At 60.9% G+C, this 25,245-nt stretch carries 18 protein-coding genes and 2 tRNA genes; 18 read left to right on the top strand and 2 right to left on the bottom strand.

Translation table 11 applies throughout. The annotated features are described in order from the left end of the window. Positions 1-87 precede the first annotated feature (87 nt). Genes carB through DN388_RS19220 form a run of 3 tightly spaced genes read left to right on the top strand, consistent with a single transcriptional unit; the run spans position 88 to position 4,212 of the window. Positions 88-3,309: a carbamoyl-phosphate synthase large subunit gene (gene carB, locus DN388_RS19230; RefSeq protein ID WP_043863828.1), complete on the top strand. Its 3,222-nt coding sequence runs from the start codon at positions 88-90 to the stop codon at positions 3,307-3,309. Then, positions 3,306-3,788 (top strand): transcription elongation factor GreA, encoded by a 483-nt coding sequence (greA, locus tag DN388_RS19225; protein WP_255001697.1) that lies wholly within the window; start codon positions 3,306-3,308, stop codon positions 3,786-3,788. Before carB ends, greA begins: the two co-directional genes overlap by 4 nt. A 28-nt stretch (positions 3,789-3,816) precedes the next feature. Further along, entirely contained in the window at positions 3,817-4,212 is a 396-nt protein-coding gene (locus tag DN388_RS19220; RefSeq protein ID WP_104571925.1) for an MFS transporter, read from the top strand. 12 nt (positions 4,213-4,224) lie between these two features. Here the strand turns inward: DN388_RS19220 and yhbY are convergent, their stop codons facing one another. After that, positions 4,225-4,533 carry a ribosome assembly RNA-binding protein YhbY gene (gene yhbY, locus DN388_RS19215; RefSeq protein ID WP_038606752.1) on the bottom strand — a complete coding sequence of 103 codons (309 nt, stop codon included), beginning with the start codon at positions 4,531-4,533 and terminating at the stop codon, positions 4,225-4,227. A gap of 101 nt (positions 4,534-4,634) precedes the next feature. On the opposite strand from yhbY, the gene rlmE reads away from it, so the two are divergent. The 15 genes from rlmE to pnp all read left to right on the top strand — a co-directional run bounded on the left by rlmE (position 4,635) and on the right by pnp (position 19,976). Continuing rightward, positions 4,635-5,258, top strand: a complete 624-nt coding sequence (rlmE, locus tag DN388_RS19210; RefSeq protein WP_043863826.1) for a 23S rRNA (uridine(2552)-2'-O)-methyltransferase RlmE — start codon at positions 4,635-4,637, stop codon at positions 5,256-5,258. 212 nt (positions 5,259-5,470) lie between these two features. Then, positions 5,471-7,378 carry an ATP-dependent zinc metalloprotease FtsH gene (gene ftsH / locus DN388_RS19205; RefSeq protein WP_043863825.1) on the top strand — a complete coding sequence of 636 codons (1,908 nt, stop codon included), beginning with the start codon at positions 5,471-5,473 and terminating at the stop codon, positions 7,376-7,378. 8 nt (positions 7,379-7,386) lie between these two features. Then, positions 7,387-8,238 (top strand): dihydropteroate synthase, encoded by an 852-nt coding sequence (gene folP, locus DN388_RS19200; protein WP_255001695.1) that lies wholly within the window; start codon positions 7,387-7,389, stop codon positions 8,236-8,238. Positions 8,239-8,258: 20 nt separating this feature from the next. Continuing rightward, entirely contained in the window at positions 8,259-9,599 is a 1,341-nt protein-coding gene (glmM, locus tag DN388_RS19195) for a phosphoglucosamine mutase (protein WP_054916542.1), read from the top strand. Positions 9,600-9,665: 66 nt separating this feature from the next. Then, positions 9,666-10,421: a triose-phosphate isomerase gene (tpiA, locus tag DN388_RS19190; protein WP_058540554.1), complete on the top strand. Its 756-nt coding sequence runs from the start codon at positions 9,666-9,668 to the stop codon at positions 10,419-10,421. Positions 10,422-10,424: 3 nt separating this feature from the next. Then, entirely contained in the window at positions 10,425-10,811 is a 387-nt protein-coding gene (gene secG, locus DN388_RS19185) for a preprotein translocase subunit SecG (protein WP_078481335.1), read from the top strand. A gap of 19 nt (positions 10,812-10,830) precedes the next feature. Beyond that, positions 10,831-10,916, top strand: a tRNA-Leu gene (locus DN388_RS19180). Between the two features lie 98 nt (positions 10,917-11,014). After that, positions 11,015-11,091, top strand: a tRNA-Met gene (locus DN388_RS19175). Positions 11,092-11,221: 130 nt separating this feature from the next. Next, a complete protein-coding gene (gene rimP, locus DN388_RS19170) occupies positions 11,222-11,680 on the top strand; it encodes a ribosome maturation factor RimP (protein ID WP_043863937.1) in 459 nt (152 codons plus the stop codon). A gap of 59 nt (positions 11,681-11,739) precedes the next feature. Then, complete coding sequence (nusA, locus tag DN388_RS19165) at positions 11,740-13,221, top strand: transcription termination factor NusA (protein WP_043863821.1); 1,482 nt, start codon at positions 11,740-11,742, stop codon at positions 13,219-13,221. 26 nt (positions 13,222-13,247) lie between these two features. Further along, the gene (gene infB, locus DN388_RS19160; protein WP_043863820.1) at positions 13,248-15,752 is read left to right on the top strand and encodes a translation initiation factor IF-2; all 2,505 of its coding nucleotides are present in this window, start codon (positions 13,248-13,250) and stop codon (positions 15,750-15,752) included. Between the two features lie 122 nt (positions 15,753-15,874). Next, complete coding sequence (gene rbfA / locus DN388_RS19155; protein WP_043863819.1) at positions 15,875-16,276, top strand: 30S ribosome-binding factor RbfA; 402 nt, start codon at positions 15,875-15,877, stop codon at positions 16,274-16,276. 3 nt (positions 16,277-16,279) lie between these two features. After that, positions 16,280-17,197: a tRNA pseudouridine(55) synthase TruB gene (gene truB, locus DN388_RS19150; RefSeq protein ID WP_043863818.1), complete on the top strand. Its 918-nt coding sequence runs from the start codon at positions 16,280-16,282 to the stop codon at positions 17,195-17,197. A gap of 153 nt (positions 17,198-17,350) precedes the next feature. Next, positions 17,351-17,620, top strand: a complete 270-nt coding sequence (rpsO, locus tag DN388_RS19145) for a 30S ribosomal protein S15 (protein WP_010222985.1) — start codon at positions 17,351-17,353, stop codon at positions 17,618-17,620. A 250-nt stretch (positions 17,621-17,870) separates the two neighbouring features. Next, on the top strand, positions 17,871-19,976 hold the full coding sequence (gene pnp, locus DN388_RS19140) for a polyribonucleotide nucleotidyltransferase (RefSeq protein ID WP_043863817.1): 2,106 nt from the start codon (positions 17,871-17,873) through the stop codon (positions 19,974-19,976). A gap of 221 nt (positions 19,977-20,197) precedes the next feature. On the opposite strand, the gene DN388_RS19135 is transcribed toward pnp, so the two are convergent. Beyond that, a complete protein-coding gene (locus DN388_RS19135) occupies positions 20,198-25,117 on the bottom strand; it encodes a hypothetical protein (RefSeq protein ID WP_255001688.1) in 4,920 nt (1,639 codons plus the stop codon). Between the last annotated feature and the right edge of the window lie 128 nt (positions 25,118-25,245).

Here is a 25,245-nt window from a genome sequence, read left to right as displayed (position 1 = left end):
GAACCGGCACAGGCCGCGTTCAGGCGCTCCTCGAGTGGATTGTTCGACACAGCTTGCCCACTGACCCGCGGATTTGAGTGACAACCCATGCCAAAACGTACAGACATCAAAAGCATCCTGATTCTCGGCGCCGGCCCGATCGTGATCGGCCAGGCCTGCGAATTCGACTACTCCGGCGCCCAGGCCTGCAAGGCCCTGCGCGAGGAGGGTTTTCGCGTCATCCTGGTGAACTCCAACCCGGCCACCATCATGACCGACCCGGCCATGGCCGACGCCACCTACATCGAGCCGATCAAGTGGCAGTCGGTGGCCAAGATCATCGAGAAGGAGCGCCCTGACGCGCTGCTGCCGACCATGGGCGGCCAGACCGCGCTGAACTGCGCACTGGACCTGGAGCGCGAAGGCGTCCTGGAAAAATTCGGCGTGGAAATGATCGGTGCCAACGCCGACACCATCGACAAGGCCGAAGACCGCTCGCGTTTCGACAAGGCCATGAAGGCCATCGGCCTGGAATGCCCGCGCTCGGGTATCGCCCACAGCATGGAAGAGGCCAATGCGGTGCTCGAGAAGCTGGGCTTCCCGTGCATTATCCGCCCGTCCTTCACCATGGGTGGCACTGGTGGCGGCATCGCCTACAACCGTGAAGAATTCGAAGAAATCTGCGCCCGTGGTCTGGACCTGTCGCCAACCAAGGAACTGCTGATCGACGAATCGCTGATCGGCTGGAAAGAGTACGAGATGGAAGTGGTCCGCGACAAAAAGGACAACTGCATCATTGTCTGCTCCATCGAGAACTTCGACCCGATGGGCGTGCACACCGGTGACTCGATCACCGTCGCACCGGCACAGACCCTGACCGACAAGGAATACCAGATCATGCGCAACGCCTCGCTGGCGGTGCTGCGTGAAATCGGTGTCGAAACCGGCGGCTCCAACGTGCAGTTCGGTATCTGCCCGGACACTGGCCGCATGGTCGTGATCGAGATGAACCCGCGGGTTTCGCGTTCCTCGGCCCTGGCCTCGAAAGCCACCGGCTTCCCGATCGCCAAGATCGCCGCCAAGCTGGCTGTTGGCTACACCCTCGACGAACTGCAGAACGACATCACCGGTGGTCGCACGCCGGCCTCGTTCGAGCCGTCGATCGACTACGTCGTCACCAAGCTGCCACGCTTTGCCTTCGAAAAATTCCCGAAAGCCGATGCCCGCCTGACCACCCAGATGAAATCCGTGGGTGAAGTCATGGCTATCGGCCGCACCTTCCAGGAGTCGCTGCAGAAAGCCCTGCGCGGCCTGGAAGTCGGTGTATGCGGGCTGGACCCGAAAGTCGACCTGGCCAGCCCGGAAGCTGCCAGCATCCTCAAGCGCGAGCTGACCGTGCCGGGCGCCGAGCGTATCTGGTACGTGGCCGACGCCATGCGTTCGGGCATGAGCGTGGATGAAATCTTCGCCCTGACCATGATCGACCGCTGGTTCCTGGTGCAGATGGAAGACCTGATCAAGGAAGAAGAGAAGGTCAAGACCCTGGGCCTGGCCGATATCGACAAGGCACTGATGCTGCGCCTCAAGCGCAAGGGCTTCTCTGACCAGCGCCTGGCCAAGCTGCTGGGCATCACCGACAAGAACCTGCGTCGTCACCGTCACAAGCTCGAGATCTTCCCGGTCTACAAGCGCGTCGATACCTGCGCTGCCGAGTTCGCCACCGACACCGCCTATCTGTACTCCACCTACGAGGAAGAGTGCGAGGCCAACCCGTCGACCCGCGACAAGATCATGATCCTGGGTGGCGGCCCCAACCGTATCGGCCAGGGCATCGAGTTCGACTACTGCTGCGTCCATGCGGCACTGGCACTGCGTGAAGACGGCTACGAGACCATCATGGTCAACTGCAACCCGGAGACCGTCTCCACCGATTACGATACCTCCGACCGCCTGTACTTCGAGCCGCTGACCCTGGAAGACGTGCTGGAAGTGGTGCGTGTCGAGAAGCCGAAAGGCGTCATCGTGCACTACGGCGGCCAGACTCCGCTGAAACTGGCCCGTGCCCTGGAAGAAGCCGGCGTACCGATCATCGGTACCAGCCCGGACTCCATCGACCGTGCCGAAGACCGTGAGCGCTTCCAGCAGATGGTTCAGCGCCTGAACCTGCTGCAGCCGCCAAACGCCACCGTGCGCAGCGAAGACGAAGCGATTCGTGCTGCCGGCGTCATCGGTTACCCGCTGGTGGTGCGCCCGTCCTACGTACTGGGCGGCCGTGCGATGGAGATTGTCTACGAACTGGACGAACTCAAGCGCTACCTGCGTGAAGCGGTGCAGGTGTCCAACGACAGCCCTGTGCTGCTGGACCACTTCCTCAACTGCGCCATCGAGATGGACGTGGATGCGGTCTGCGACGGCACCGACGTGGTGATCGGCGCGATCATGCAGCACATCGAGCAGGCCGGTGTTCACTCCGGTGACTCGGCATGCTCGCTGCCGCCGTACTCGCTGCCTGCCCACGTGCAGGACGAAGTGCGCGACCAGGTCAAGAAGATGGCACTGGAGCTGGGCGTTGTCGGCCTGATGAACGTGCAGCTGGCGCTGCAGGGCGACAAGATCTACGTGATCGAGGTCAACCCGCGTGCTTCGCGTACCGTACCGTTCGTGTCCAAGTGCATCGGCACCTCGCTGGCGATGATTGCGGCTCGCGTCATGGCCGGCAAGACCCTGAAAGAGATCGGTTTCACCCAGGAAATCATTCCGAACTTCTACAGCGTGAAGGAAGCGGTGTTCCCGTTCGCGAAGTTCCCGGGCGTCGATCCGATCCTCGGCCCTGAAATGAAGTCCACCGGTGAAGTCATGGGTGTCGGCGACACCTTCGGCGAAGCCTTCGCCAAGGCCCAGATGGGCGCCAGCGAAGTGCTGCCGACCGGCGGCACCGCGTTCATCAGCGTGCGTGACGACGACAAGCCGCAGGTGGCTGGCGTTGCCCGCGACCTGATCAACCTGGGCTTCGAAGTGGTTGCCACGGCCGGTACCGCCAAGATCATCGAGGCGGCAGGCCTGAAAGTGCGTCGCGTGAACAAGGTGACCGAAGGTCGTCCGCACGTGGTCGACATGATCAAGAACGACGAAGTGTCGCTGATCATCAACACCACCGAAGGTCGCCAGTCGATTGCCGACTCCTACTCGATTCGTCGCAATGCGTTGCAGCACAAGATCTACTGCACCACGACCATTGCGGCCGGTGAAGCCATCTGCGAAGCGCTGAAGTTCGGTCCGGAAAAAACCGTACGTCGCTTGCAGGATCTGCATGCAGGACTCAAAGCATGAGTATTACCAAATACCCGATGACCGTTCAGGGCGCTCGCGCCCTGGAGGAAGAGCATCTCTTCCTGAGCAAGACCGAACGCCCGCGCCTGAGCCAGGCGATTGGCGAAGCCCGTGAGCTGGGCGATCTCAAGGAAAACGCCGAGTACCACGCTGCCCGTGAAGAACAGGGCATGGTCGAGGCGCGTATCCGCGATATCGAAGGCCGCCTGCAGAATGCGGTAGTGATCGACGTTACCACCATTGCCCACACGGGCAAGGTGATCTTCGGTACCACCGTGAACCTTGAAAACACCGAAACCGGCGATCAGGTGACCTACCAGATCGTTGGTGAGGACGAGGCGGACGTCAAGAACGGCAAGCTCTCGGTCGGTGCTCCGATCGCCCGCGCCATCATCGGCAAGGAAAAGGGTGACACTGTGGTGATCAAGACGCCGAGCGGCACAGTCGAGTACGAGATTGTCGAAGTCCGTCACATTTGATCGCCCGCGCGGCTTTGCCGCGTCGGCAGTGATCTGGCAGCTGGCCCAGGTGCTCTGGGTCGGCGGCGTGTGGATGCTGCATTTTGCGGTACTGCCGGTGCTGGGCCAGATTGGCCTGGCGCCGCTGTTGATCGAAGATTTTGGCGTGCTGGCCGCGTCGCTGCTGGTCGCCTTTGCGGCGGCGGGCTGCGGCGTGCAGGTGCTGGTGCTGATTCAGGCCGAAGGGATGGCCAGCCTGTGGCGAGACATGCGTGGGCAACTGCTGCTGATGGCAGTGGCGGCGTGCGTGATGTATTTCGTCTTGCGGGTTGGCGGGGCGGGGCAGTTGCGTTGGCAGCTGTTCTGCTACCTGGTGCTGGGCCTCAGCGGTTTGCTGCTGGTGCTGCAGCCGCCGCCGGGCAGGGCGCGCAAGGCGCGCCACTGAACGGCGCGAACATCACTTGTAGCGGTGGATGTTCGACAGTTGCTTGTTGGGCTGCGGGTTGCGGCGATAGATCAGTGCCTTCTTGCCGATGGTCTGCACCAGTTCGGCGCGACCGGCCTTGCACAGTGCGGCAATGGCGGCGGCACGTTCTTCGCGGTCTTCCGAGCGGATCTCTACCTTGATCAGTTCGTGATCGGCCAGGGCGCGCTCGAGTTCGGCGATAACCCCTTCAGTCAGGCCGTTGCCTGCCACAATCAGAACTGGTTTCAGGTCGTGGCCAATGGATTTGTACTGTTTCTTCTGCTCGTTATTGAGCGGCATAATCTGACCCTTTGTCTAGATTCTGTAAAAATGGCGGCCATTTTACCCGAGGGCCCGTGGATCCGCCCAGTTAATCACGACCCTTATCATCGAGGTGCCCAGTGGCGCGTTCCAAGACAAGCCTTGGCTGGCTGAAAGAACACTTCAACGATCCTTACGTCAAAAAGGCGCAAAAGGACGGATATCGCTCGCGCGCGAGCTACAAATTGCTCGAAATCCAGGAAAAGTACCGTTTGATCCGCCCGGGCATGAGCGTGATCGATCTGGGCGCGGCGCCCGGTGGCTGGTCGCAGGTGACCAGTCGTCTGATTGGCGGTCAGGGGCGTCTGATCGCCTCCGACATCCTCGAAATGGACAGTATTCCCGACGTTACCTTCATCCAGGGCGACTTTACCCAGGATGAAGTGCTCGCGCAGATTCTCGAGGCGGTCGGTAATTCGCACGTAGACCTTGTGATTTCCGATATGGCCCCCAATATGAGTGGTACGCCCGCTGTGGATATGCCCAAGGCCATGTTCCTGTGCGAGCTGGCCCTTGATCTGGCGACCCGGGTACTCAAGCCGGGTGGCGATTTTCTGATCAAGATCTTTCAGGGCGAGGGGTTTGACGTCTACCTCAAGGACGCCCGCAAGAAATTCGACAAGGTGCAGATGCTCAAGCCCGATTCTTCACGCGATCGCTCCCGCGAGCAGTACATGCTGGGGCGTGGCTACAAGGGCGAGTAGGGCTTCAGGCCGGCAGCTTCCAGGGTATCCGATAGCTATTTCCAATCGGATGTCCTGCCTGACCTGGATGAACATCGTGTAGTCTAGGTTTCACAAAGGGTTACAGACGGCGCCTGCAGACATGTAGGTAATGTAGTAAGTTAAGCCGGTGATTATCATGCGAGGCACGGCTGCGCCTAAGGCCTGCCTCAGAGGGTAGCTAATTGAACGACATGGCAAAGAATCTGATCCTGTGGTTGATCATCGCCGCGGTCCTGGTGACCGTGATGAACAACTTCTCCAGCCCGAACGAGCCGCAGACCCTCAACTATTCCGACTTCATTCAGCAGGTCAAGGATGGCAAGGTCGAGCGTGTGACGGTCGACGGTGCAGTCATCATTGGTAAGCGTACCGACGGCGACAGCTTCAAGACCGTGCGTCCCGCGATCGCCGACAACGGCCTGATCGGCGACCTGGTCGACAACCACGTCGTGGTCGAAGGCAAGCAGCCTGAACAACAAAGCATCTGGACCCAGTTGCTGGTCGCCAGCTTCCCGATCCTGGTCATCATCGCCGTGTTCATGTTCTTCATGCGCCAGATGCAGGGCGGTGCCGGTGGCAAGGGTGGGCCGATGAGTTTCGGCAAGAGCAAGGCGCGCCTGCTCTCCGAAGACCAGGTCAAGACCACCCTGGCCGACGTCGCAGGTTGCGACGAAGCCAAGGAAGAGGTTGGCGAGCTGGTCGAGTTCCTGCGCGATCCAGGCAAGTTCCAGCGCCTGGGCGGTCGTATTCCGCGCGGCGTGCTGATGGTCGGCCCGCCCGGTACCGGTAAGACCCTGCTGGCCAAGGCCATTGCGGGTGAGGCCAAGGTGCCGTTCTTCACCATTTCCGGTTCCGACTTCGTTGAAATGTTCGTGGGTGTCGGTGCCAGCCGTGTACGTGACATGTTCGAGCAGGCCAAGAAGCACGCACCGTGCATCATCTTCATCGACGAAATCGACGCCGTCGGTCGCCACCGTGGCGCCGGCATGGGCGGTGGTCATGACGAGCGCGAGCAGACCCTCAACCAGTTGCTGGTGGAGATGGACGGCTTCGAAATGAACGACGGCATCATCGTGATCGCCGCTACCAACCGTCCGGACGTGCTTGACCCTGCGTTGCTGCGTCCAGGCCGTTTCGACCGCCAAGTGGTCGTGGGCCTGCCCGACATCCGTGGTCGCGAGCAGATTCTCAAGGTGCACATGCGCAAGACGCCGATCGGCGACAACGTGAACCCTGCCGTAATCGCTCGTGGTACGCCCGGCTTCTCCGGTGCCGACCTGGCCAACCTGGTCAACGAGGCGTCGCTGTTCGCTGCGCGCGGCGGCAAGCGTGTGGTCGAGATGAAGGAGTTCGAGCTGGCCAAGGACAAGATCATGATGGGCGCCGAGCGCAAGTCGATGGTCATGTCCGAGAAAGAGAAGCAGAACACCGCTTACCACGAGGCGGGTCATGCCATCGTCGGTCGCGTGGTGCCCGAGCACGACCCGGTGTACAAGGTCTCGATCATTCCGCGCGGTCGCGCCCTGGGCGTCACGATGTTCCTGCCGGAAGAGGACCGCTACAGCCTGTCCAAGCGTGCGCTGATCAGTCAGATCTGCTCGTTGTACGGTGGTCGTATCGCGGAGGAAATGACCCTTGGCTTCGATGGCGTTACCACGGGTGCCTCCAACGACATCATGCGAGCCAGCCAGATCGCTCGCAACATGGTCACCAAGTGGGGCTTGTCGGAAAAACTCGGCCCGCTGATGTACGCCGAAGAAGAAGGCGAGGTGTTCCTGGGCCGCAGTGCCGGTTCCCAGCACGCCAGCGTTTCGGGCGAGACGGCCAAGTTGATCGACTCCGAGGTGCGCAGCATCATCGACCAGTGCTATGCCACTGCCAAGCAGATCCTCACCGAAAACCGTGACAAGCTCGATGCAATGGCCGATGCACTGATGAAGTACGAGACCATCGATGCTGACCAGATCGACGACATCATGGCCGGTCGCGAGCCGCGTGAGCCACGTGACTGGGAAGGTGGTTCGGGCACTTCGGGCACCTCTGCCACGCAAGGTGATCGCCCCGAGTCCCCGATCGGTGGTCCGGCGGCGCAGCTCTAAGGGTTGACATGACTTCACAGCAGTACCCAACCCGGTTGCCTTGCGGCAACCGGGTTCTCGACCTTTCCCGTACCCATGTGATGGGTATCCTCAACATAACCCCTGATTCCTTCTCGGACGGCGGTCGTTTCACCCAGCGTGATGCGGCCTTGCGCCATGCCGAAGCGATGGTGGCGGCCGGTGCTACGCTTGTCGATGTCGGCGGGGAGTCCACCCGGCCAGGTGCACGCGTGGTCACTGCTCTCGAAGAGCTCGAGCGGGTTGCACCCATTGTCGAAGCGATCAGTCGCGAGCTGGATGTCATCATCTCGGTCGATACCTCGACGCCGTCGGTGATCCGCGAGACTGCCCGCCTGGGCGCGGGGCTGATCAACGATGTGCGCTCGCTGACCCGCGATGGCGCCCTGGATGCCGCTGCAGCCACCGGTTTGCCGGTCTGCCTTATGCACATGCGCGGCGAGCCCGGCGACATGCAGAACAACCCGCACTACGACGATGTAACCGTCGAGGTGGCGATGTTTCTCGAGCAGCGCATGGCAGCCTGTGCTTCGGTGGGTATCGGCGCCGAAAAGATTGTGCTCGATCCGGGCTTTGGTTTTGCCAAGACGCTTGCGCACAACCTCAGCCTGTTCAAGCATATGCAGGACCTTTATCGCCTGGGCCGTCCCCTCCTGGTGGGCGTTTCGCGCAAGAGCATGATCGGCCTGGCGCTGGAGCGTCCGGTCGGTGAGCGGCTTTATGGCAGCCTGGCGCTTGCTGCGCTGGCGATGACCCGGGGTGCGAGCATCCTGCGGGTTCATGATGTTGCCGAGACCGTCGACGTGGTACGGATGATTGCAGCGGTTGAAGCCGCCGAATAAGAGTGACGGAGCATTTCACTATGAGCAGAAAATATTTTGGTACCGACGGCATTCGTGGCCGTGTCGGCGAATACCCGATCACGCCGGATTTCATGCTCAAGCTCGGTTGGGCCGCTGGCATGGCCTTTCGCAAGCTCGGCGCCTGCCGGGTGCTCGTAGGCAAGGACACGCGTATCTCCGGCTACATGTTCGAGTCGGCCCTTGAGGCCGGTCTGTCGGCGGCGGGCGCAGATGTGCTGCTGCTCGGCCCGATGCCGACGCCGGCCATCGCCTACCTGACCCGCACCTTTCATGCCGAAGCCGGGATCGTCATCAGTGCGTCGCACAATCCGCATGACGACAACGGCATCAAGTTCTTCTCCGGTCAGGGCACCAAGCTGCCCGACGATGTAGAGCAGATGATCGAGGAGTTGCTCGACAAGCCCATGACCGTGGTCGAGTCGAGCAAGCTGGGCAAGGTGTCGCGCATCAACGACGCGGCCGGCCGCTACATCGAATTCTGCAAGAGCAGCGTGCCGACCAGTACCGATTTCGCCGGCCTCAAGCTGGTGGTCGACTGCGCCCACGGCGCCACGTACAAGGTGGCCCCCAGCGTGTTTCGCGAGCTCGGCGCCGATGTCACGGTGCTGGCAGCGCAGCCGGATGGCCTCAACATCAACGAGAACTGCGGTTCGACCCATATCGAGTCGCTTCAGGCGGCGGTGCTGGTAGGGCATGCCGACCTGGGGATCGCGTTCGACGGTGACGGTGACCGGGTGCTGATGGTCGACCATACCGGCGCGATCGTCGATGGTGACGAATTGCTGTTCATCATTGCCCGTGACCTCCAGGAGCGTGGCAAGCTCAATGGTGGCGTTGTGGGTACGCTGATGAGCAACCTGGGCCTCGAGCTGGCCTTGCAGGAGCTCTCGATACCGTTTGTGCGTGCCAAGGTGGGTGACCGCTATGTGATGGCCGAACTGCTGGAGCGCGACTGGAACATCGGCGGCGAGAATTCCGGGCACGTGGTGTGCTTCAGTCATACCACCACAGGGGATGCGATCATCGCTGCCCTGCAGGTGCTGATGGCACTCAAGCGTCGCGGTGAAACCCTGGCTCAGGCCCGTCAGGCGCTGCGCAAATGCCCGCAGGTGCTGATCAATGTTCGCTTTGGCGAGAGCAAGGTGGACCCTGTCGAGCACCCGGCGGTCAAACAGGCCTGCGAGCGGGTCACCGAGGCCATGGCGGGTCGTGGTCGCGTGCTGCTGCGCAAGTCCGGCACAGAGCCACTGGTGCGTGTGATGGTCGAAGGTGACGACGAAAGTCAGGTGCGCGGCTACGCCGAGGAACTGGCAAAGCTGGTAACTGAAGTTTGCGCCTGATTAGCGCTTGCCAGTGGTGATCGGGTTGGGTAACATCTGCGCCCACTTTGACCGACGAGGTACAGCATGCGTCGCCCTATGGTAGCTGGTAACTGGAAGATGCACGGTACCCGCGCCAGCGTCGCTGAGCTGATCAAGGGCTTGAGCAATCTAGCCCTGCCGAGCGGTGTTGAAGTCGCGGTGTTCCCGCCCTGCCTGTACATCAATCAAGCGATTGAAGGGTTGCAGGGCAAGTCGATAGCCGTGGGTGCTCAGGATTCTGCGGTAGAGCCCCAGCAAGGCGCGCTGACCGGTGAGGTTGCTCCGAGTCAGCTGGTCGATGCGGGATGTGAGCTGGTGCTGATCGGGCACTCGGAGCGTCGCCAGATACTGGGCGAAAGCGACGAAGTACTGAATCGCAAGTTCGCTGCGGCTCAGGCTTGCGGGTTGAAGCCTGTGCTCTGTGTGGGGGAAACCCTGGAGGAGCGCGAAGCTGGCAAGACGCTTGAGGTTGTAGGGCGTCAGTTGAGCAGCATCATCGAAGCATTCGGTGTTGAGGCCTTCGCCAGTGCAATCATTGCCTATGAGCCTGTATGGGCCATTGGCACCGGCCTCACGGCCAGCCCGCAACAGGCTCAGGATGTGCACAAGGCCATTCGCGAGCAACTGGCGGCAAAGAATTCAGAGGTCGCGATGAATGTGCGGCTTCTATACGGCGGCAGCGTGAAGGCGGCCAATGCGGCTGAGCTGTTCGGCATGCCGGATATCGATGGGGGGCTCATTGGTGGAGCTTCCCTGAACGCAGACGAATTCGGTGCAATTTGTCGCGCCGCAGGAAACTGAAAAATGCTGGAAACAGTCGTAGTAGTTTTTCATCTGTTGGGCGCACTGGGTTTGGTAGTGCTGGTGTTGCTGCAACAGGGTAAAGGTGCGGAAGCAGGTGCATCTTTCGGCGCAGGGGCTTCAAATACTGTGTTCGGAAGCCAAGGTTCTGCTACCTTTCTTAGTAAGTTTACTGCTATACTTGCCGCCAGTTTCTTCATAACCGCCCTAGGGTTAGGTTACTTTGCTAAAGAGAAAGCTCATCAGCTGACTCAGGTAGGGCTTCCAGATCCAGCGGTACTTGAAGTGAAGCAGCAAAAACCGGCAACAGATGATGTACCGGTGCTCCAGGAGCAACAGGCACCCGCCAGCAACACCGGCGATGTACCTCCAGCTCAAGAGCAGAAGTAACGGGTTTCAAAGTAGTATTGCCGAGGTGGTGGAATTGGTAGACACGCAACCTTGAGGTGGTTGTGCCCATAGGGTGTAGGGGTTCGAGTCCCCTTCTCGGTACCAATTGAAACAAGACAGCCCGCTACAGCGGGCTTTCTTGTAGGTGGAGGTTAGATTGACCCCTCGCGGGGTTCGGTCGTATACTTTCGCCCCAGCTTTGACGCGGGGTGGAGCAGTCTGGTAGCTCGTCGGGCTCATAACCCGAAGGTCGTTGGTTCAAATCCAGCCCCCGCAACCAGTTTCAGCAGAGCCCCTTTTCAGGGGCTTTTTGTTAGCTGATCAGTTCTCAGCGCCGGTATTCACCCGGCGTATCAGGGATGGGCGCTTCGCCCATTTTTTATTTGCATAGCATGCACAAGGGGGTTCAGGTGTCGAGCAAGCTAGAAGAGTTGCAGGCCTTGTTGGCCCCGGTGGTCGTGGCCCTAGGCTATGAATGCTGGGGTATCGAGTTTTCGGCTCAAGGCCGCCACTCAATGTTGCGCGTTTATATCGACAAAGAAGGCGGTGTGCTGGTGGATGACTGCGCCATCGTCAGCCGTCAGATCAGCGGCATTCTGGATGTCGAAGATCCCATTTCCGTTGAATACACCCTTGAAGTTTCCTCTCCTGGCATGGAACGCCCGCTGTTCACACTTGAACAGTTTGCAAAGTATGTCGGTGAGCAGGTGAAGATTAAACTGCGCTCGCCTTTCGAAGGTCGACGTAATTTTCAGGGCCTTCTGCGCGGTGTGGAAGAGCAGGATGTCGTGGTGCAGGTAGATGACCACGAATTCCTTCTGCCGATCGACATGATCGACAAGGCCAACATTATTCCCAGTTTTGACTGAGACATGCCGGGTCCGATAGTTCGTGCGGACCCAATGGCTTGCGAAAGGCGAGGCGTACGATGAGCAAAGAAGTACTGCTGGTTGTTGAGTCGGTATCCAATGAAAAGGGTGTACCGGCAGACGTGATTTTCGAAGCATTGGAAGTGGCCCTGGCCACTGCTACCAAGAAGCGCTTCGAAGATGAAGTCGACCTGCGTGTGGAGATCAACCGCCACACCGGTAACTACGAGACCTTCCGTCGCTGGACGGTGGTCGAGGAAGAGGATCTTGACGATCCTGCGATCGAAACCTGGCCAAGCAAGATTCAGGAAACCCATCCTGAAGCCAAGGTTGGCGATGTCATCGAAGAGAAGATCGAGTCCATCGAGTTCGGCCGCATCGCTGCACAGACCGCCAAGCAGGTCATCGTGCAGAAGGTCCGCGAAGCCGAGCGCGCACAGGTGGTCGATGCCTATCGCGAGCGTCTGGGCGAAATCATCTCGGGTACCGTCAAGAAGGTTACCCGTGACAACGTGATCGTCGACCTGGGCAACAACGCCGAAGCGCTGCTGGCCCGTGAAGACATCATCTCCCGCGAGACTTTCCGTGTCGGTGTGCGTGTACGTGCACTGCTCAAGGAAATCCGCACCGAAAACCGCGGCCCGCAGCTGATCCTGTCGCGTACCGCGCCCCAGATGCTGATCGAACTGTTCCGCATCGAAGTGCCGGAAATCGCCGAGGGCCTTATCGAGGTCATGGCGGCTTCCCGTGACCCGGGTTCTCGCGCCAAGATCGCTGTCCGCTCCAAGGACAAGCGCATCGACCCGCAAGGCGCCTGCATCGGTATGCGCGGTTCGCGCGTACAGGCAGTGTCTGGCGAGTTGGGCGGCGAGCGAGTGGATATCGTCCTGTGGGACGACAACCCGGCCCAGTTTGTCATCAACGCCATGTCGCCGGCAGAAGTCGCGGCGATCATCGTTGATGAAGATGCCCACGCGATGGACATCGCTGTAGCCGCGGACAACCTGGCGCAAGCCATTGGCCGTGGTGGTCAGAACGTACGTCTGGCCAGCCAGTTGACCGGCTGGACCCTGAACGTGATGACCGAGTCGGACATCCAGGCCAAGCAACAAGCTGAAACCGGCGACATTCTGCGTAACTTCATCGAAGAGCTGGAAGTCGACGAAGAGCTGGCGCAGGTTCTCGTTGACGAAGGTTTCACCAGCCTGGAAGAAATTGCCTACGTACCGCTGGAAGAAATGCTCAACATCGATGGCTTCGACGAGGAGATCGTCAATGAACTCCGCGCGCGTGCCAAGGACCGCCTGTTGACCAAAGCCATCGCTACTGAGGAAAAACTGGCAGACGCCCATCCGGCCGAAGACCTGCTCTCGCTTGAGGGTATGGACAAGGATCTGGCGGCGGAACTGGCGGTGCGCGGCGTGGTTACCCGCGAAGACCTGGCCGAGCAGTCGATTGATGACCTGCTCGACATCGACGGCATCGACGAAGAACGTGCCGGCAAGTTGATCATGGCCGCCCGAGCCCACTGGTTCGAGTAAGTAGGCTGGCCTGAGGAGAGAAGTGCATGACGCAAGTCACGGTGAAAGAATTGGCCCAAGAGGTCGCTGCACCGGTAGAGCGCCTGCTGCAGCAGATGCGTGAGGCAGGTCTGCCGCACACCGACGCCGGTCAGGTAGTGACCGACAGTGAGAAGCAGGCTCTGCTGACCCACTTGAAAAGCAGCCACAAGGCGAAGGTGGAAGAGCCGCGCAAGATTACCTTGCAGCGCAAGACCACCAGCACCCTGCGTGTTGCTGGTAGCAAGAGCATCAGCGTAGAAGTACGCAAGAAGAAAGTTTTCGTACAGCGCAGCCCCGAAGAAATCCAGGCTGAGCAGAATCGCGAGCTGGAAGAACGTCGTGCCGCTGAAAACGCAGCACGCGACAAGTCTGAAGCTGAAGCGCGTAAACGTGCCGAAGAATCCGCCAGCCGTCAGCCGGCCAGCGCACCTGCACCAGCCGCTGCAGCACCAGCCGTGACGGCTGCGCCTGCAGCTGCCGAGCCGGTTGCAGCTCCGGCCCCGGGTGTCGAGCGCAAGAAAGCCGAAGACGCCCGTCGCAACGACAAGTCGCGTGACGACGACCGCCGTGGTGGCGAGCGCCGCAACGAGGCCCCGCGCGTATCGGTCAAGGTCAAGGAAAAGGAAAAGGCGCCAGCTCCACGTGCCGCCCCACGTACCACCGAAGAGGAAAGCGACAGCTTCCGCCGTGGTGGCCGTGGCAAGGGCAAGATGAAGAAGCGCAATGCCCACGGCTTCCAGAGCCCGACCGGTCCGGTTATCCGCGACGTGGCCATTGGCGAGACCATCACCGTTTCCGAGCTGGCACAGCAGATGTCGGTCAAGGCCGCTGAAGTCGTCAAGTTCATGTTCAAGATGGGTACTCCGGTCACCATCAACCAGGTGCTCGATCAGGAAACTGCTCAGCTGATCGCCGAAGAGCTGGGCCACAAGGTCACGCTGGTCAGCGACAACGCGCTGGAAGATTCCCTGGCCGAGTCCCTGAAGTTCGAAGGCGAGTCGTTCTCCCGTGCGCCGGTCGTGACCGTAATGGGCCACGTTGACCACGGTAAGACTTCCCTGCTCGACTACATCCGTCGTGCCAAGGTAGCTGCCGGCGAAGCCGGTGGTATCACCCAGCACATCGGTGCGTACCACGTGGAAACCGACCGTGGCATGGTCACCTTCCTCGACACCCCGGGTCACGCCGCGTTTACCGCAATGCGTGCCCGTGGTGCCAAGGCGACCGACATCGTGATCCTGGTGGTCGCGGCGGACGACGGCGTGATGCCGCAAACCCGTGAAGCGGTACAGCACGCCAAGGCGGCAGGTGTTCCACTGGTCGTTGCAGTGAACAAGATCGACAAGCCAGGTGCAGACCTGGACCGCATCCGCAACGAACTGGCCGTCGAAGGCGTGACCTCCGAGGACTGGGGTGGCGACACGCCATTCGTCAAGGTTTCGGCCAAGATGGGTACCGGCGTCGACGAACTGCTCGAAGCCGTTCTGCTGCAAGCCGAGATCCTCGAGCTCAAGGCCACCCCATCGGCCCCTGGCCGTGGTGTCGTGGTCGAGTCGCGCCTGGACAAGGGCCGTGGCCCGGTGGCTACCGTGCTGGTTCAGGACGGTACCCTGCGTCAGGGCGACATGGTGCTGTGCGGTTCGAACTACGGCCGTGTACGGGCCATGCTCGACGAGAACGGCAAGCCTGTTAAGGAAGCCGGCCCGTCGATCCCGGTCGAGATTCTTGGCCTGGATGGCACCCCGGATGCCGGTGACGAACTGAGCGTGGTTGCCGACGAGAAGAAAGCCCGTGAAGTGGCTCTGTTCCGTCAAGGCAAGTTCCGCGAAGTCAAACTGGCACGTGCCCACGCTGGCAAGCTCGAGAACATCTTCGAGAACATGGGCCAGGAAGAGAAGAAGACCCTCAACATCGTACTCAAGTCCGATGTGCGTGGTTCTCTGGAGGCCCTGCAGGGCTCCCTCAGCGGTCTTGGCAACGACGAAGTACAGGTTCGCGTGATCGGCGGCGGTGTCGGTGGTATCACCGAGAGCGACGCCAACCTGGCCCTGGCTTCCAATGCAGTACTGTTCGGCTTCAACGTGCGTGCCGATGCTGGCGCGCGCAAGATCGTCGAGCAGGAAGGTCTGGATATGCGTTACTACAACGTGATCTACGACATCATTGAAGACGTCAAGAAAGCCCTGACCGGCATGCTCGGCAGCGATGTTCGCGAGAACATCCTGGGTATCGCCGAAGTGCGTGACGTGTTCCGTTCGCCGAAGTTCGGCGCCATCGCCGGCTGCATGGTCACCGAGGGTGTGGTTTACCGCAACCGTCCGATTCGCGTACTGCGCGACGACGTGGTGATCTTCGAAGGCGAACTGGAGTCGCTGCGTCGCTTCAAGGACGATGCGTCCGAAGTACGTGCCGGCATGGAGTGCGGTATTGGCGTCAAGAGCTACAACGACGTCAAGGTCGGCGACAAGATCGAAGTCTTCGAGAAAGTCCAAGTGGCTCGCACGCTCTAAGCCGCGAGCTTGGGAGCCGCAGATCGCCCGCCGCAAGGCGCAGGTCGGCGGCTCTGAACGCAACGCCCGGTCAGGCCCAAGCCTGGCCGGGCGTTTGCCGCTTTAGTTACAGGTAGCAAAACATGGCAAAAGAATACAGCCGTACCCAACGTATCGGCGATCAGATGCAGCGCGAACTGGCGCAACTGATCCGTCGCGAAGTCAAAGATCCGCGCGTCGGCCTGGTGACCATCACTGCCGTCGACGTCAGCCGCGATGTCGGCCACGCCAAGGTGTTCATCACCGTGATGGGCGAGGACAGCGCAGAAGACATCAAGCAAAGCCTCAAGGTGCTCAACAGCGCCGCCGGTTTCCTGCGCATGCAACTGGGCAAGGAAATGAAGCTGCGCAGCGTGCCGCAACTGCACTTCCACTACGACGAGAGCGTGACCCGCGGTGCCCATCTGTCGGCACTGATCGAGCGCGCGGTCGCCGAGGACAGCCAGCACAAGTCCGACGATACCCCCCTGGACACCAAGGAGTAAGCGGTGGCTCAGGTCAAGCGTATCCGTCGTAACGTCAGCGGCATCATCCTGCTCGACAAGCCGTTGGGGTTCACCTCCAATGCTGCCCTGCAGAAGGTGCGCTGGCTGCTCAACGCCGAGAAGGCCGGACATACCGGCAGCCTCGACCCGCTGGCCAGTGGCGTGCTGCCGCTGTGCTTCGGCGAGGCGACCAAGTTCTCGCAATACCTGCTCGAGTCCGACAAGGGCTACGAGACGGTGATGCAACTGGGGCAGACCACCAACACGGGCGACGCCGAAGGCGAAATTCTGCAAACCCGCGAAGTGACCGTTGGTCGCAGCGACGTTGAAGCCGTACTGCCACAGTTTCGTGGTCCAATCAGCCAGATACCGCCGATGTACTCGGCGCTCAAGCGCGATGGCCAGCCGCTGTACAAGCTGGCACGTGCAGGCGAAGTAGTGGAGCGTGAAGCGCGTTCTGTTACTATTAACCGCTTGGAGCTGCTCGAGTGCGAAGGCACCCGGGTACGCCTCTCGGTAGGCTGCAGCAAGGGCACCTACATCCGTACGCTGGTAGAGGACATCGGTGAGCAGCTGGGCTGCGGCGCCTATGTTGCAGAGCTGCGCCGTACGCATGCAGGCCCCTTCGAACTGGCCCAGACCGTCACCCTCGAAGAGCTCGAGCAGGTGCACGCCGAAGGTGGGAACGAAGCGGTCGACCGCTTCCTGATGCCATCGGACAGCGGGTTGCAGGACTGGCCGTTGCTGCACTTCTCCGAGCACAGCGCGTTCTACTGGCTGCATGGTCAGCCGGTGCGTGCACCGGATGCGCCGAAGTTCGGCATGGTCCGCGTGCAGGATCACAACGGTCGTTTCATCGGTATCGGTGAAGTGAGCGAAGACGGGCGCATTGCGCCACGTCGACTGATTCGGTCGGAATGATCGAAACCTTCAGTGTCGGGTTCAGGCCCGGCACTGGCGGGCAAGAGGATGGCTGTCAATAGGCACGGTCACGCCTCACTTTTAAATACAGGGATCTGTCCCTGGCCTATTGGAAACCGTGCGTACGGTTTCCCTTGATATTGGAGAAGCCAGATGGCACTCAGCGTTGAAGAAAAAGCAAAGATCGTTGGCGAATACCAGCAAGCAGCCGGTGACACCGGTAGCCCGGAAGTGCAGGTTGCCCTGCTGACCGCCAACATCAACAAGCTGCAAGGCCACTTCAAGGCCAACGGTAAAGACCACCACTCCCGTCGTGGTCTGATCCGCATGGTAAACCAGCGTCGCAAGCTGCTGGACTACCTGAAAGGTAAAGACACCACTCGTTACAGCGCCCTGATCGGTCGTCTGGGCCTGCGTCGCTAATAGCGGCCTGGTCAGTGGTGTGCACGGCGTGCTGCTGTCATCCGCCGAGGGCTTCGGCCCCCGCGCGGGTGAGCACGCCGCGCGTATCTATGAGGTTGGCTGTCTGCCTCGCCCGCGCGGTTTACCGCAAGGGCAGGGCAGGCTCCCAACCTCTAGTTTTATCTGGACTGCCAACAGGGCCGATTCCCTGTGCTGCCCAAGAATTCGCAAGAACCAGTTCCCCCAGAGCCACTGAAGAAGGTAGGAAACCGTGAACCCGGTAATCAAGAAATTCCAGTTCGGTCAATCGACCGTTACCCTCGAGACGGGCCGTATTGCTCGTCAAGCGTCCGGCGCCGTATTGGTCACCGTCGACAACGATGTCACCGTGCTGGTGACCGTGGTCGGTGCCAAACAGGCCGATCCAGGCAAAGGCTTCTTCCCCCTGTCCGTTCACTATCAGGAAAAGACCTACGCCGCCGGCAAGATCCCTGGTGGTTTCTTCAAGCGTGAAGGCCGTCCTTCCGAGAAAGAGACCCTGACCTCGCGTCTGATCGACCGTCCGATCCGTCCGCTGTTCCCTGAAGGCTTCATGAACGAAGTGCAGGTTGTCTGCACCGTCGTTTCCACCAGCAAGAAAACCGATCCGGACATCGCTGCCATGATCGGTACCTCGGCTGCGCTGGCCATCTCCGGCATTCCGTTCGAAGGCCCTATCGGCGCCGCCCGTGTCGCTTTCCACGAAAGCACCGGCTACCTGCTGAACCCGACCTACGAGCAACTGGCTGCCTCGAGCCTGGACATGGTCGTTGCCGGTACCTCCGACGCCGTGCTGATGGTCGAATCGGAAGCCAAGGAGCTGACCGAAGACCAGATGCTGGGCGCCGTGCTGTTCGCCCACGACGAATTCCAGGCCGTGATCCAGGCCGTCAAGGAGCTGGCTGCCGAAGCCGCCAAGCCTACCTGGGACTGGACTGCCAAGGCCGAGAACACCCCGCTGCTGAGCGCCATTCGTGGCGAATTCGGTGCCGCGGTGTCCGATGCCTACACCATCACCGTCAAGGCCGACCGTTACGCTCGCCTGGGCGAGCTGCGCGAGCAGGTCATCGCCAAGTTCTCCGGCGAAGAAGGCCAGCCGACTGCCGCTGAAGTCAAAGAGATCTTCGGTGAAATCGAATACCGCACCGTTCGCGAAAACATCGTCAACGGCAAGCCACGTATCGATGGTCGCGACACCAAGACCGTGCGCCCGCTGAACATCGAAGTCGGCGTGCTGCCGAAAACCCACGGTTCGGCCCTGTTCACCCGTGGCGAAACCCAGGCCCTGGTCGTTGCGACCCTGGGTACTGCACGTGACGCACAGCTGCTGGACACCCTGGAAGGCGAGCGCAAAGACCCCTTCATGCTGCACTACAACTTCCCGCCGTTCTCGGTGGGCGAGTGTGGCCGCATGGGCGGTGCTGGTCGTCGCGAAATCGGTCACGGCCGTCTGGCCCGTCGTTCGGTCCAGGCCATGCTGCCGGCCGCCGACGTGTTCCCGTACACCATCCGCGTGGTGTCGGAGATCACCGAATCCAACGGTTCGAGCTCGATGGCTTCGGTCTGTGGCGCTTCCCTGGCCCTGATGGACGCTGGTGTACCGATGAAGGCGCCGGTAGCCGGTATCGCCATGGGTCTGGTCAAAGAGGGCGAGAAGTTCGCCATCCTGACCGACATCCTGGGTGATGAAGACCACCTGGGCGACATGGACTTCAAGGTAGCCGGTACCGCCAAGGGTGTGACCGCGCTGCAGATGGACATCAAGATCAACGGCATCACCGAAGAGATCATGGAAATCGCCCTGGGCCAGGCCCTGGAAGCGCGCCTGAACATCCTCGGCCAGATGAACCAGATCATTGGCCAGTCGCGTACCGAGCTGTCGGAAAACGCACCGACCATGATCGCGATGAAGATCGACACCGACAAGATTCGCGACGTCATCGGCAAGGGCGGCGCAACCATCCGTGCCATCTGCGAAGAAACCAAGGCGTCGATCGATATCGAAGACGACGGTTCGATCAAGATCTTCGGCGAAACCAAGGATGCTGCAGAAGCTGCGCGCCAGCGCGTTCTGAGCATCACTGCCGAAGCCGAGATCGGCAAGATCTACGTCGGCAAGGTCGAGCGCATCGTCGACTTCGGTGCATTCGTCAACATCCTGCCGGGCAAGGACGGTCTGGTTCACATCTCCATGCTGAGCGATGCTCGCGTCGAGAAAGTGACCGACATCCTGAAAGAAGGCCAGGAAGTCGAAGTACTGGTACTGGACGTGGACAACCGCGGCCGTATCAAGCTGTCGATCAAGGACGTTGCCGCCGCCAAGGCGTCGGGCGTCTGATGATGCAGCAGGGCAGGTAACTGCCCGGTAGTGCCAATGCCCCGTATCGCAGGATACGGGGCATTTTTTTTGCTTTCAGCCGGCAGCGCCGGCAAAGCGCCTGCGCCCCAGGTTGGTGATGATCAGGCTCAGCGAGTCGGCGTTGGCCAGGATCAGGTCGGTGCGTACCTGCGGATCGCTGTAGAACGCAGTGCGTGCAGCTGCCAGGGTGTTTGTCTTGCTTAGCCGAAAGATCGCGGGCAGGGCTCGTCCATCCTTTTTCCTGATATCTCTCCAGGTCTGGCTCGAGGTGTCGAAGGTTCTGAACAGCGCCTGGGCGGGGTGTTGATCGAGAGCCCGTTCTGTTTGTAGCCAAGGATCGTCTGATAGGCGATACGCCCGCCCCGCGTGTGCTGGCTGATCTGGTCCGGGAAGGGGGCGGCGGCTTCCACGTAGGCGATATCCACGGTTCGAAGTACCTGGTGTGACAGCTCGTGTATCAGCGTCGTTGCTTGCTGGTGGGCGAGCAGCTCGATGGCCGGTGGCGTTGCGTAAATCGAAACGTCCCATGGCAGGGTGAACACGCGTTCGGTGAGAAAGATCCGCTTGCCGGGGTCGTTGTGGTAGGTGAAACCGTAGGTATCGCGCTGATCGGGCATGTTCATGCCCACCACGAGGCGTTTGGAGGTGACCGTGTCCATCGAGGCCGACAACAGCTCGTCCAGTATCCGCTGGGTATAGTCACGCAGCAGGCGTACTGTCTGGTCTGAGGGAGGGTGGTCGAACACGTTTTGCAAGATGCTCAGTGTCTCGGGCGGCAGGGGCGCCTGGGGCGAAGACAGGTTGAGGTTCTTCAGGCAGTTGTCCAGATACTGGCGGCTCAAGGCATGGGCACGCAGTAGCATCTGGTACTTGGTCGGCTGGAGCGCGGCAATGTTCTTCATTCCCGAAGCCAGCGTGGTGTAGCGCAGGGATATGTCTTCGTCGGCCAGGGCCGTTTCGAAACTGCTGTAGGCCGCGCCGCCGCCACGCAAGCCTTCCTGCAGATCAACCTGCCACTGATTTCCCGTTCTTTGCAGCGTGGGCCCGAGTCGGCCCTGCTTGATGATCTGCCACTGCTGTGCTGGCTTGGCCACTTCATAGACGTGGCCCGCGATCACGCAATAGAAACGCTCGGTACCCGGGGCGAAATAAAGCCCCAGGGTGGTGTTGCGGACCATGTCCTTGAGTTGCACGTTCTGCGCCTGCAGGTCACTCAGCCGGTTGGGTACCAGGGGGTTGAGCAGTACCTCGTTCCAGGCAGGGTCCAGTTCCAGTGCAGGCGTGACGGGTGAAGGCTCGTCAGGTGTCTTCCTGCTCACGCTCGAGCCACCTGGGCGCATCATGACCAGGCCACTCAGGGCGGTGACGAACTCCGCAAGCGATTCGCCCCAGTTGTGCTGCAAAGCGGCGTTACCGGATGCCTGCAACCACTGGACACTCTGTAGCGAGCTGAGCATGGCTGCCAGCTTTCCAGGCAGGAAAAACGAACTCTGCTCGATGGCAAGGCCCATTACATAGCGCAGTACATTCCAGTATTCCTCGGCGGTAGTTACCGTGCGTGCCTTGGTCAGTGCCCGCAGGAATGCCACGTTTTCGGTGAACAGGTAGTCAAGTGCATTGCCTTCGATCTCGCTGCGCACCAGTTGAACCGCACCGGGGGTGGGCGAGAAATCGAACAGGTCCGATGAGGACCAGAACAGATGGGGGTGAAGAAAGCCGTTGTGGTCGTATCGCGACTGCACCGTGTCGGGAAGCCGGTTCAGAATATCTCGTTGCAGCTCTGGGTCCGAGAGGATGGCACTGCGCAGTGCGCCCTGGTCCTTGAACTCGAGCAACATCTTGTGTGGTCGGTAGGCGCAGTACAACACCAGGGGTCCGTCCTGTTCGCCCTGCGGTCCGATCACATACATGCCCCTCACGGTATCGGGGGCGAAGCCTTGCTCGGCCCGTAGCTGCAATTGGCACAGGGTGATCTTCCTGCCCTCGACCAGGTCGCGGGCGAGGGCATCCGGCTTGGCCAGCACATGGGAAAAGTAGTAAAGCGCCTTGGCCGATAGTTTGTTGTCCAGAAAATGCTGATACCCCTCTTCCATCAGGTAGGCGGTGGATACCAGCGTGTAGCGATGACGGCGTTCGAGGTAGTCGGGATCCTGCGGGGTGAACTTCTTCTCGAGCAGGGCACGGTATGCACTGGCCACGTCGAGGCGGTCGATCATGTTGCGGATGGTGGCTGCTTCCAGCGCTTCAGGTGCCATGCCTGGTCGCGTGACGCTGACCTTCATGCTTGTCGCTGTGCCGGTCAACCGGCTGTGGGTCAGGGCGTACTCGCTCAGTGTCTTGGTGGTGGTGGCCAGGTCCGAGGAAATCGGCGAGGGCGTCTGGCCGGGCATTACCGGGTTGGGGGTGAAGTGCGTGAAGGTGACGGTAATCAGGTCGGGATCGTCCGGTGCGCTCGGGTAATCCTGGGCGAGCCCTGCCTTGAGCTGCTGGTTGGCGAAGTCGTTGAGCGTTGGGATCGAGAACAGGTAGTTGAACTTGGGGTTGCTGACACGGGCGCAGGCCTGCACCAGTTGCGCGTAGTTTTTCATTTGCTGCGGTGTCGTGTTGCATAGCCATGTCGGTAGAAGGGTGCGCAAATACTGAATCTCGAGGCTGTCGCGTACCCGCTGCAAGGCCCCTTCGAACGGGTGCCTGGCGGCCTGGTTATCGATGAAGCGTTGCAGCAATGAGGTGCCGAGCCTGCTGCGCAGGGCATAGCCCAGGTAGTAACGCCGGGTTGCAGCACGAAAGCGTGCCGCACTGTGTTCAACAAACGCGAACAGCTCGCTTTGTTCGATGAGGCGTACGCTGGGCTGACTGGCACCTGGAAGCTGCGCCAGGGTGTGCCAGTTGCGCAGGTCTTCGGCGTTCACCAGGCTCAGCCACTGATGAAGCTTCTCCGGGTCGTCGAATGCGCCGGTCATTTCAGAGCGCAAGGCTGCTTCGCTGCTGAATTGACTCAGTGGCTCCAGCGGTGACCAGAGCAACAGGCTGTCATTGTCGGCCGTTGCCCGCTGTAGCACGAATGCATCGGCCAGTGGCAGCAGCCCGGCCTTGCCGGGTACCGACAAGCTCAGGCTGTGCAGGCGAATGGCACTGTGCCCCGGCCGGTCCAATGCTTGCTGCAGCAGGTCGAGCAGCGCGTCATCGATCACGCCGTTCTCGCGGGCTTGCTCCAGTTCGATGCGCAGCAGCGCTTCGTACAAGCTGCGCATGCTCGTGAGCGGGGACACCACACTGTCCTTCAGGCGCAACCGACCCGTGTCGAACGCCTCGAGTTGTTCAAGGTAGGTCGAGGCAAAGCCCGCTTTAAGGGTGTCGATCTGTTGCCGGATCACGGGTGCCGACGGCCACGACAGTGGCAAGCCTTGCCGGTCCTGCACCTGCACCTGATCCTGCGGCGCGTGCTGGTTGCCTGTTTCGCCCAGCTGTTCGAGAAACCTGTCGACCACCGTGCCAGTCTTTTCTGCCCATTTGAGCTGGATGTCCAAGGGGTGCAACTGGCCGTCGCTGATGGCGTCGAGGCTGGGGGCAAGCATGTCCAGAACACAGGACTGCACCTTCGGCTGGGCGGTGGCCAGGGATTGAAACAGCTGATGCAGTGCCCTGGCACGGGTGAGGCGCTCCACCAGCGTAACGCTCTGGCTGGGTGGCACGGGCAGCCTCATGGCGACTGCTGGCTGTGCATCGGGCAGCCATCGACCGTTGACCCCCAGGTGGGTCAGGCGCCTGTCCACCAGCGCGCGCATGTCCAGTGCATCTTCGACCCCGGCCATGGCCGTGCTGCTCTGGGCACCGGGGAAGCGTAGTGCGTGGGCAAGACGCCGGTTGACCAGTGCGATCAGCGCATCAGCAAGTGCGAGGAACATCGGTTGGCCGACCTCGACCAGCCTGACCACAGGCGTCGCGCTGGTTTGCAACTGCTCCCAGTCATCGCGGCTGATCGAGGCGGGGCAAGCAGGTTGTGTGAGCAGGGCCTGGCAATGCCGTTCAAGGGCGGCCTGATCGGCGAAGTGTTGAAACCCGGTTCGTGTGCTGAACAGGAACACCCCCTTGCTGGTATCGGTCGGTTGTTGCAGGGCCAGGCTGTCGGCCAGCAGCACCGTCCTACCCATGTCCTGAGCCGCTGGCACCAACGCCAGGCTACACACCCGCAAGGCGCCCAGGTCGGGGATCAGCGCTTCACGCAGCCATTGCAGCTGAGGGGTGTCGATGCGTTGTTCATTGGCCGCTCGCAACAGCGTACGACAGTAGTTGTCGGCAAGGCCAAGTGCCAGGGCTTCGCGGTTATCGCTGCCCACGTCGTTGTCGACACTGCTCCAATAGCTTCGCAGGGCCTGTGCAAAGGCCCCCGGAACGGCCTTGGCAGTGCTGGCAAGGGCCTGCTCGCAGGCGAGCGGGTCGGGCGTGTCGTGCGTTGCGGTGCCATCGCGTACGAAACGGCGCTTCAGGTCGATGCCCATCGGCTGGCCGCTGAACGCGTCCAGTGCAACATCGGCCAGGGCCTGCGTGCGCACCACGCTGGCGTTACTGGCAATGACCTGGACCCGTTGTTGCGCGATGTCGTCGACGCTCTCCAGCAGCGTCGAGAAGGCTGTGCTCAAGCAACTGTCGAGAACACCGGCCAGGGTGGGCAGTTTGGCCAGGCCGCCGGATTGCCCCCGCAGCAGATCGATTTGCTGTTGCATCAGGTGGTGTGACCACCGGGTGAACACGGCATCGCTCAGGTTCACGAACTGCAGCGGTTCGCTCGGCACGCCCAGGTGAGTCAGCTGGGCCTGCAGGGCACTTTCAAGCTGTTGCAGCGTGTTGAAGCCCTGTACGCCATGCAATGGGCTGTACAGGTAGGTCGCCTCAAGCAGTGGGTCGCGCTGATGAATGACCAGGCAATTGGCAGACAGTGGCTGCAGGTTGCCTGTCACCTCCACCCGCATGCTCGCCGGCAGGGACGTTTGATCGGCCAGGCGACGCAGCCACCGCGCTTCGATGATGCTCAGGCTCAGGTCGCGCTGTGTGGTCTCCAGCGCGGTGATGAAGCCTGCGCGCAAGGTGCCGGGCTCAAAGTAGGGCATCACGATCATGGCGTTTCCTGCAGCGGGGGACCCGGTTCATCCGGCTCACGACGCCTGCCACGTTAGAGGGTGCCCTGTTGAAGGCAGTGGTACATATTGCAACGCCCGTTGGATTCCCGGGCATGGGTGCGGCGGTA

This window comes from Pseudomonas sp. S12(2018) (assembly GCF_024355235.1).
GTDB lineage: Bacteria > Pseudomonadota > Gammaproteobacteria > Pseudomonadales > Pseudomonadaceae > Aquipseudomonas > Aquipseudomonas palmensis.
This window is presented reverse-complemented; position numbering and strand designations above follow the sequence as displayed.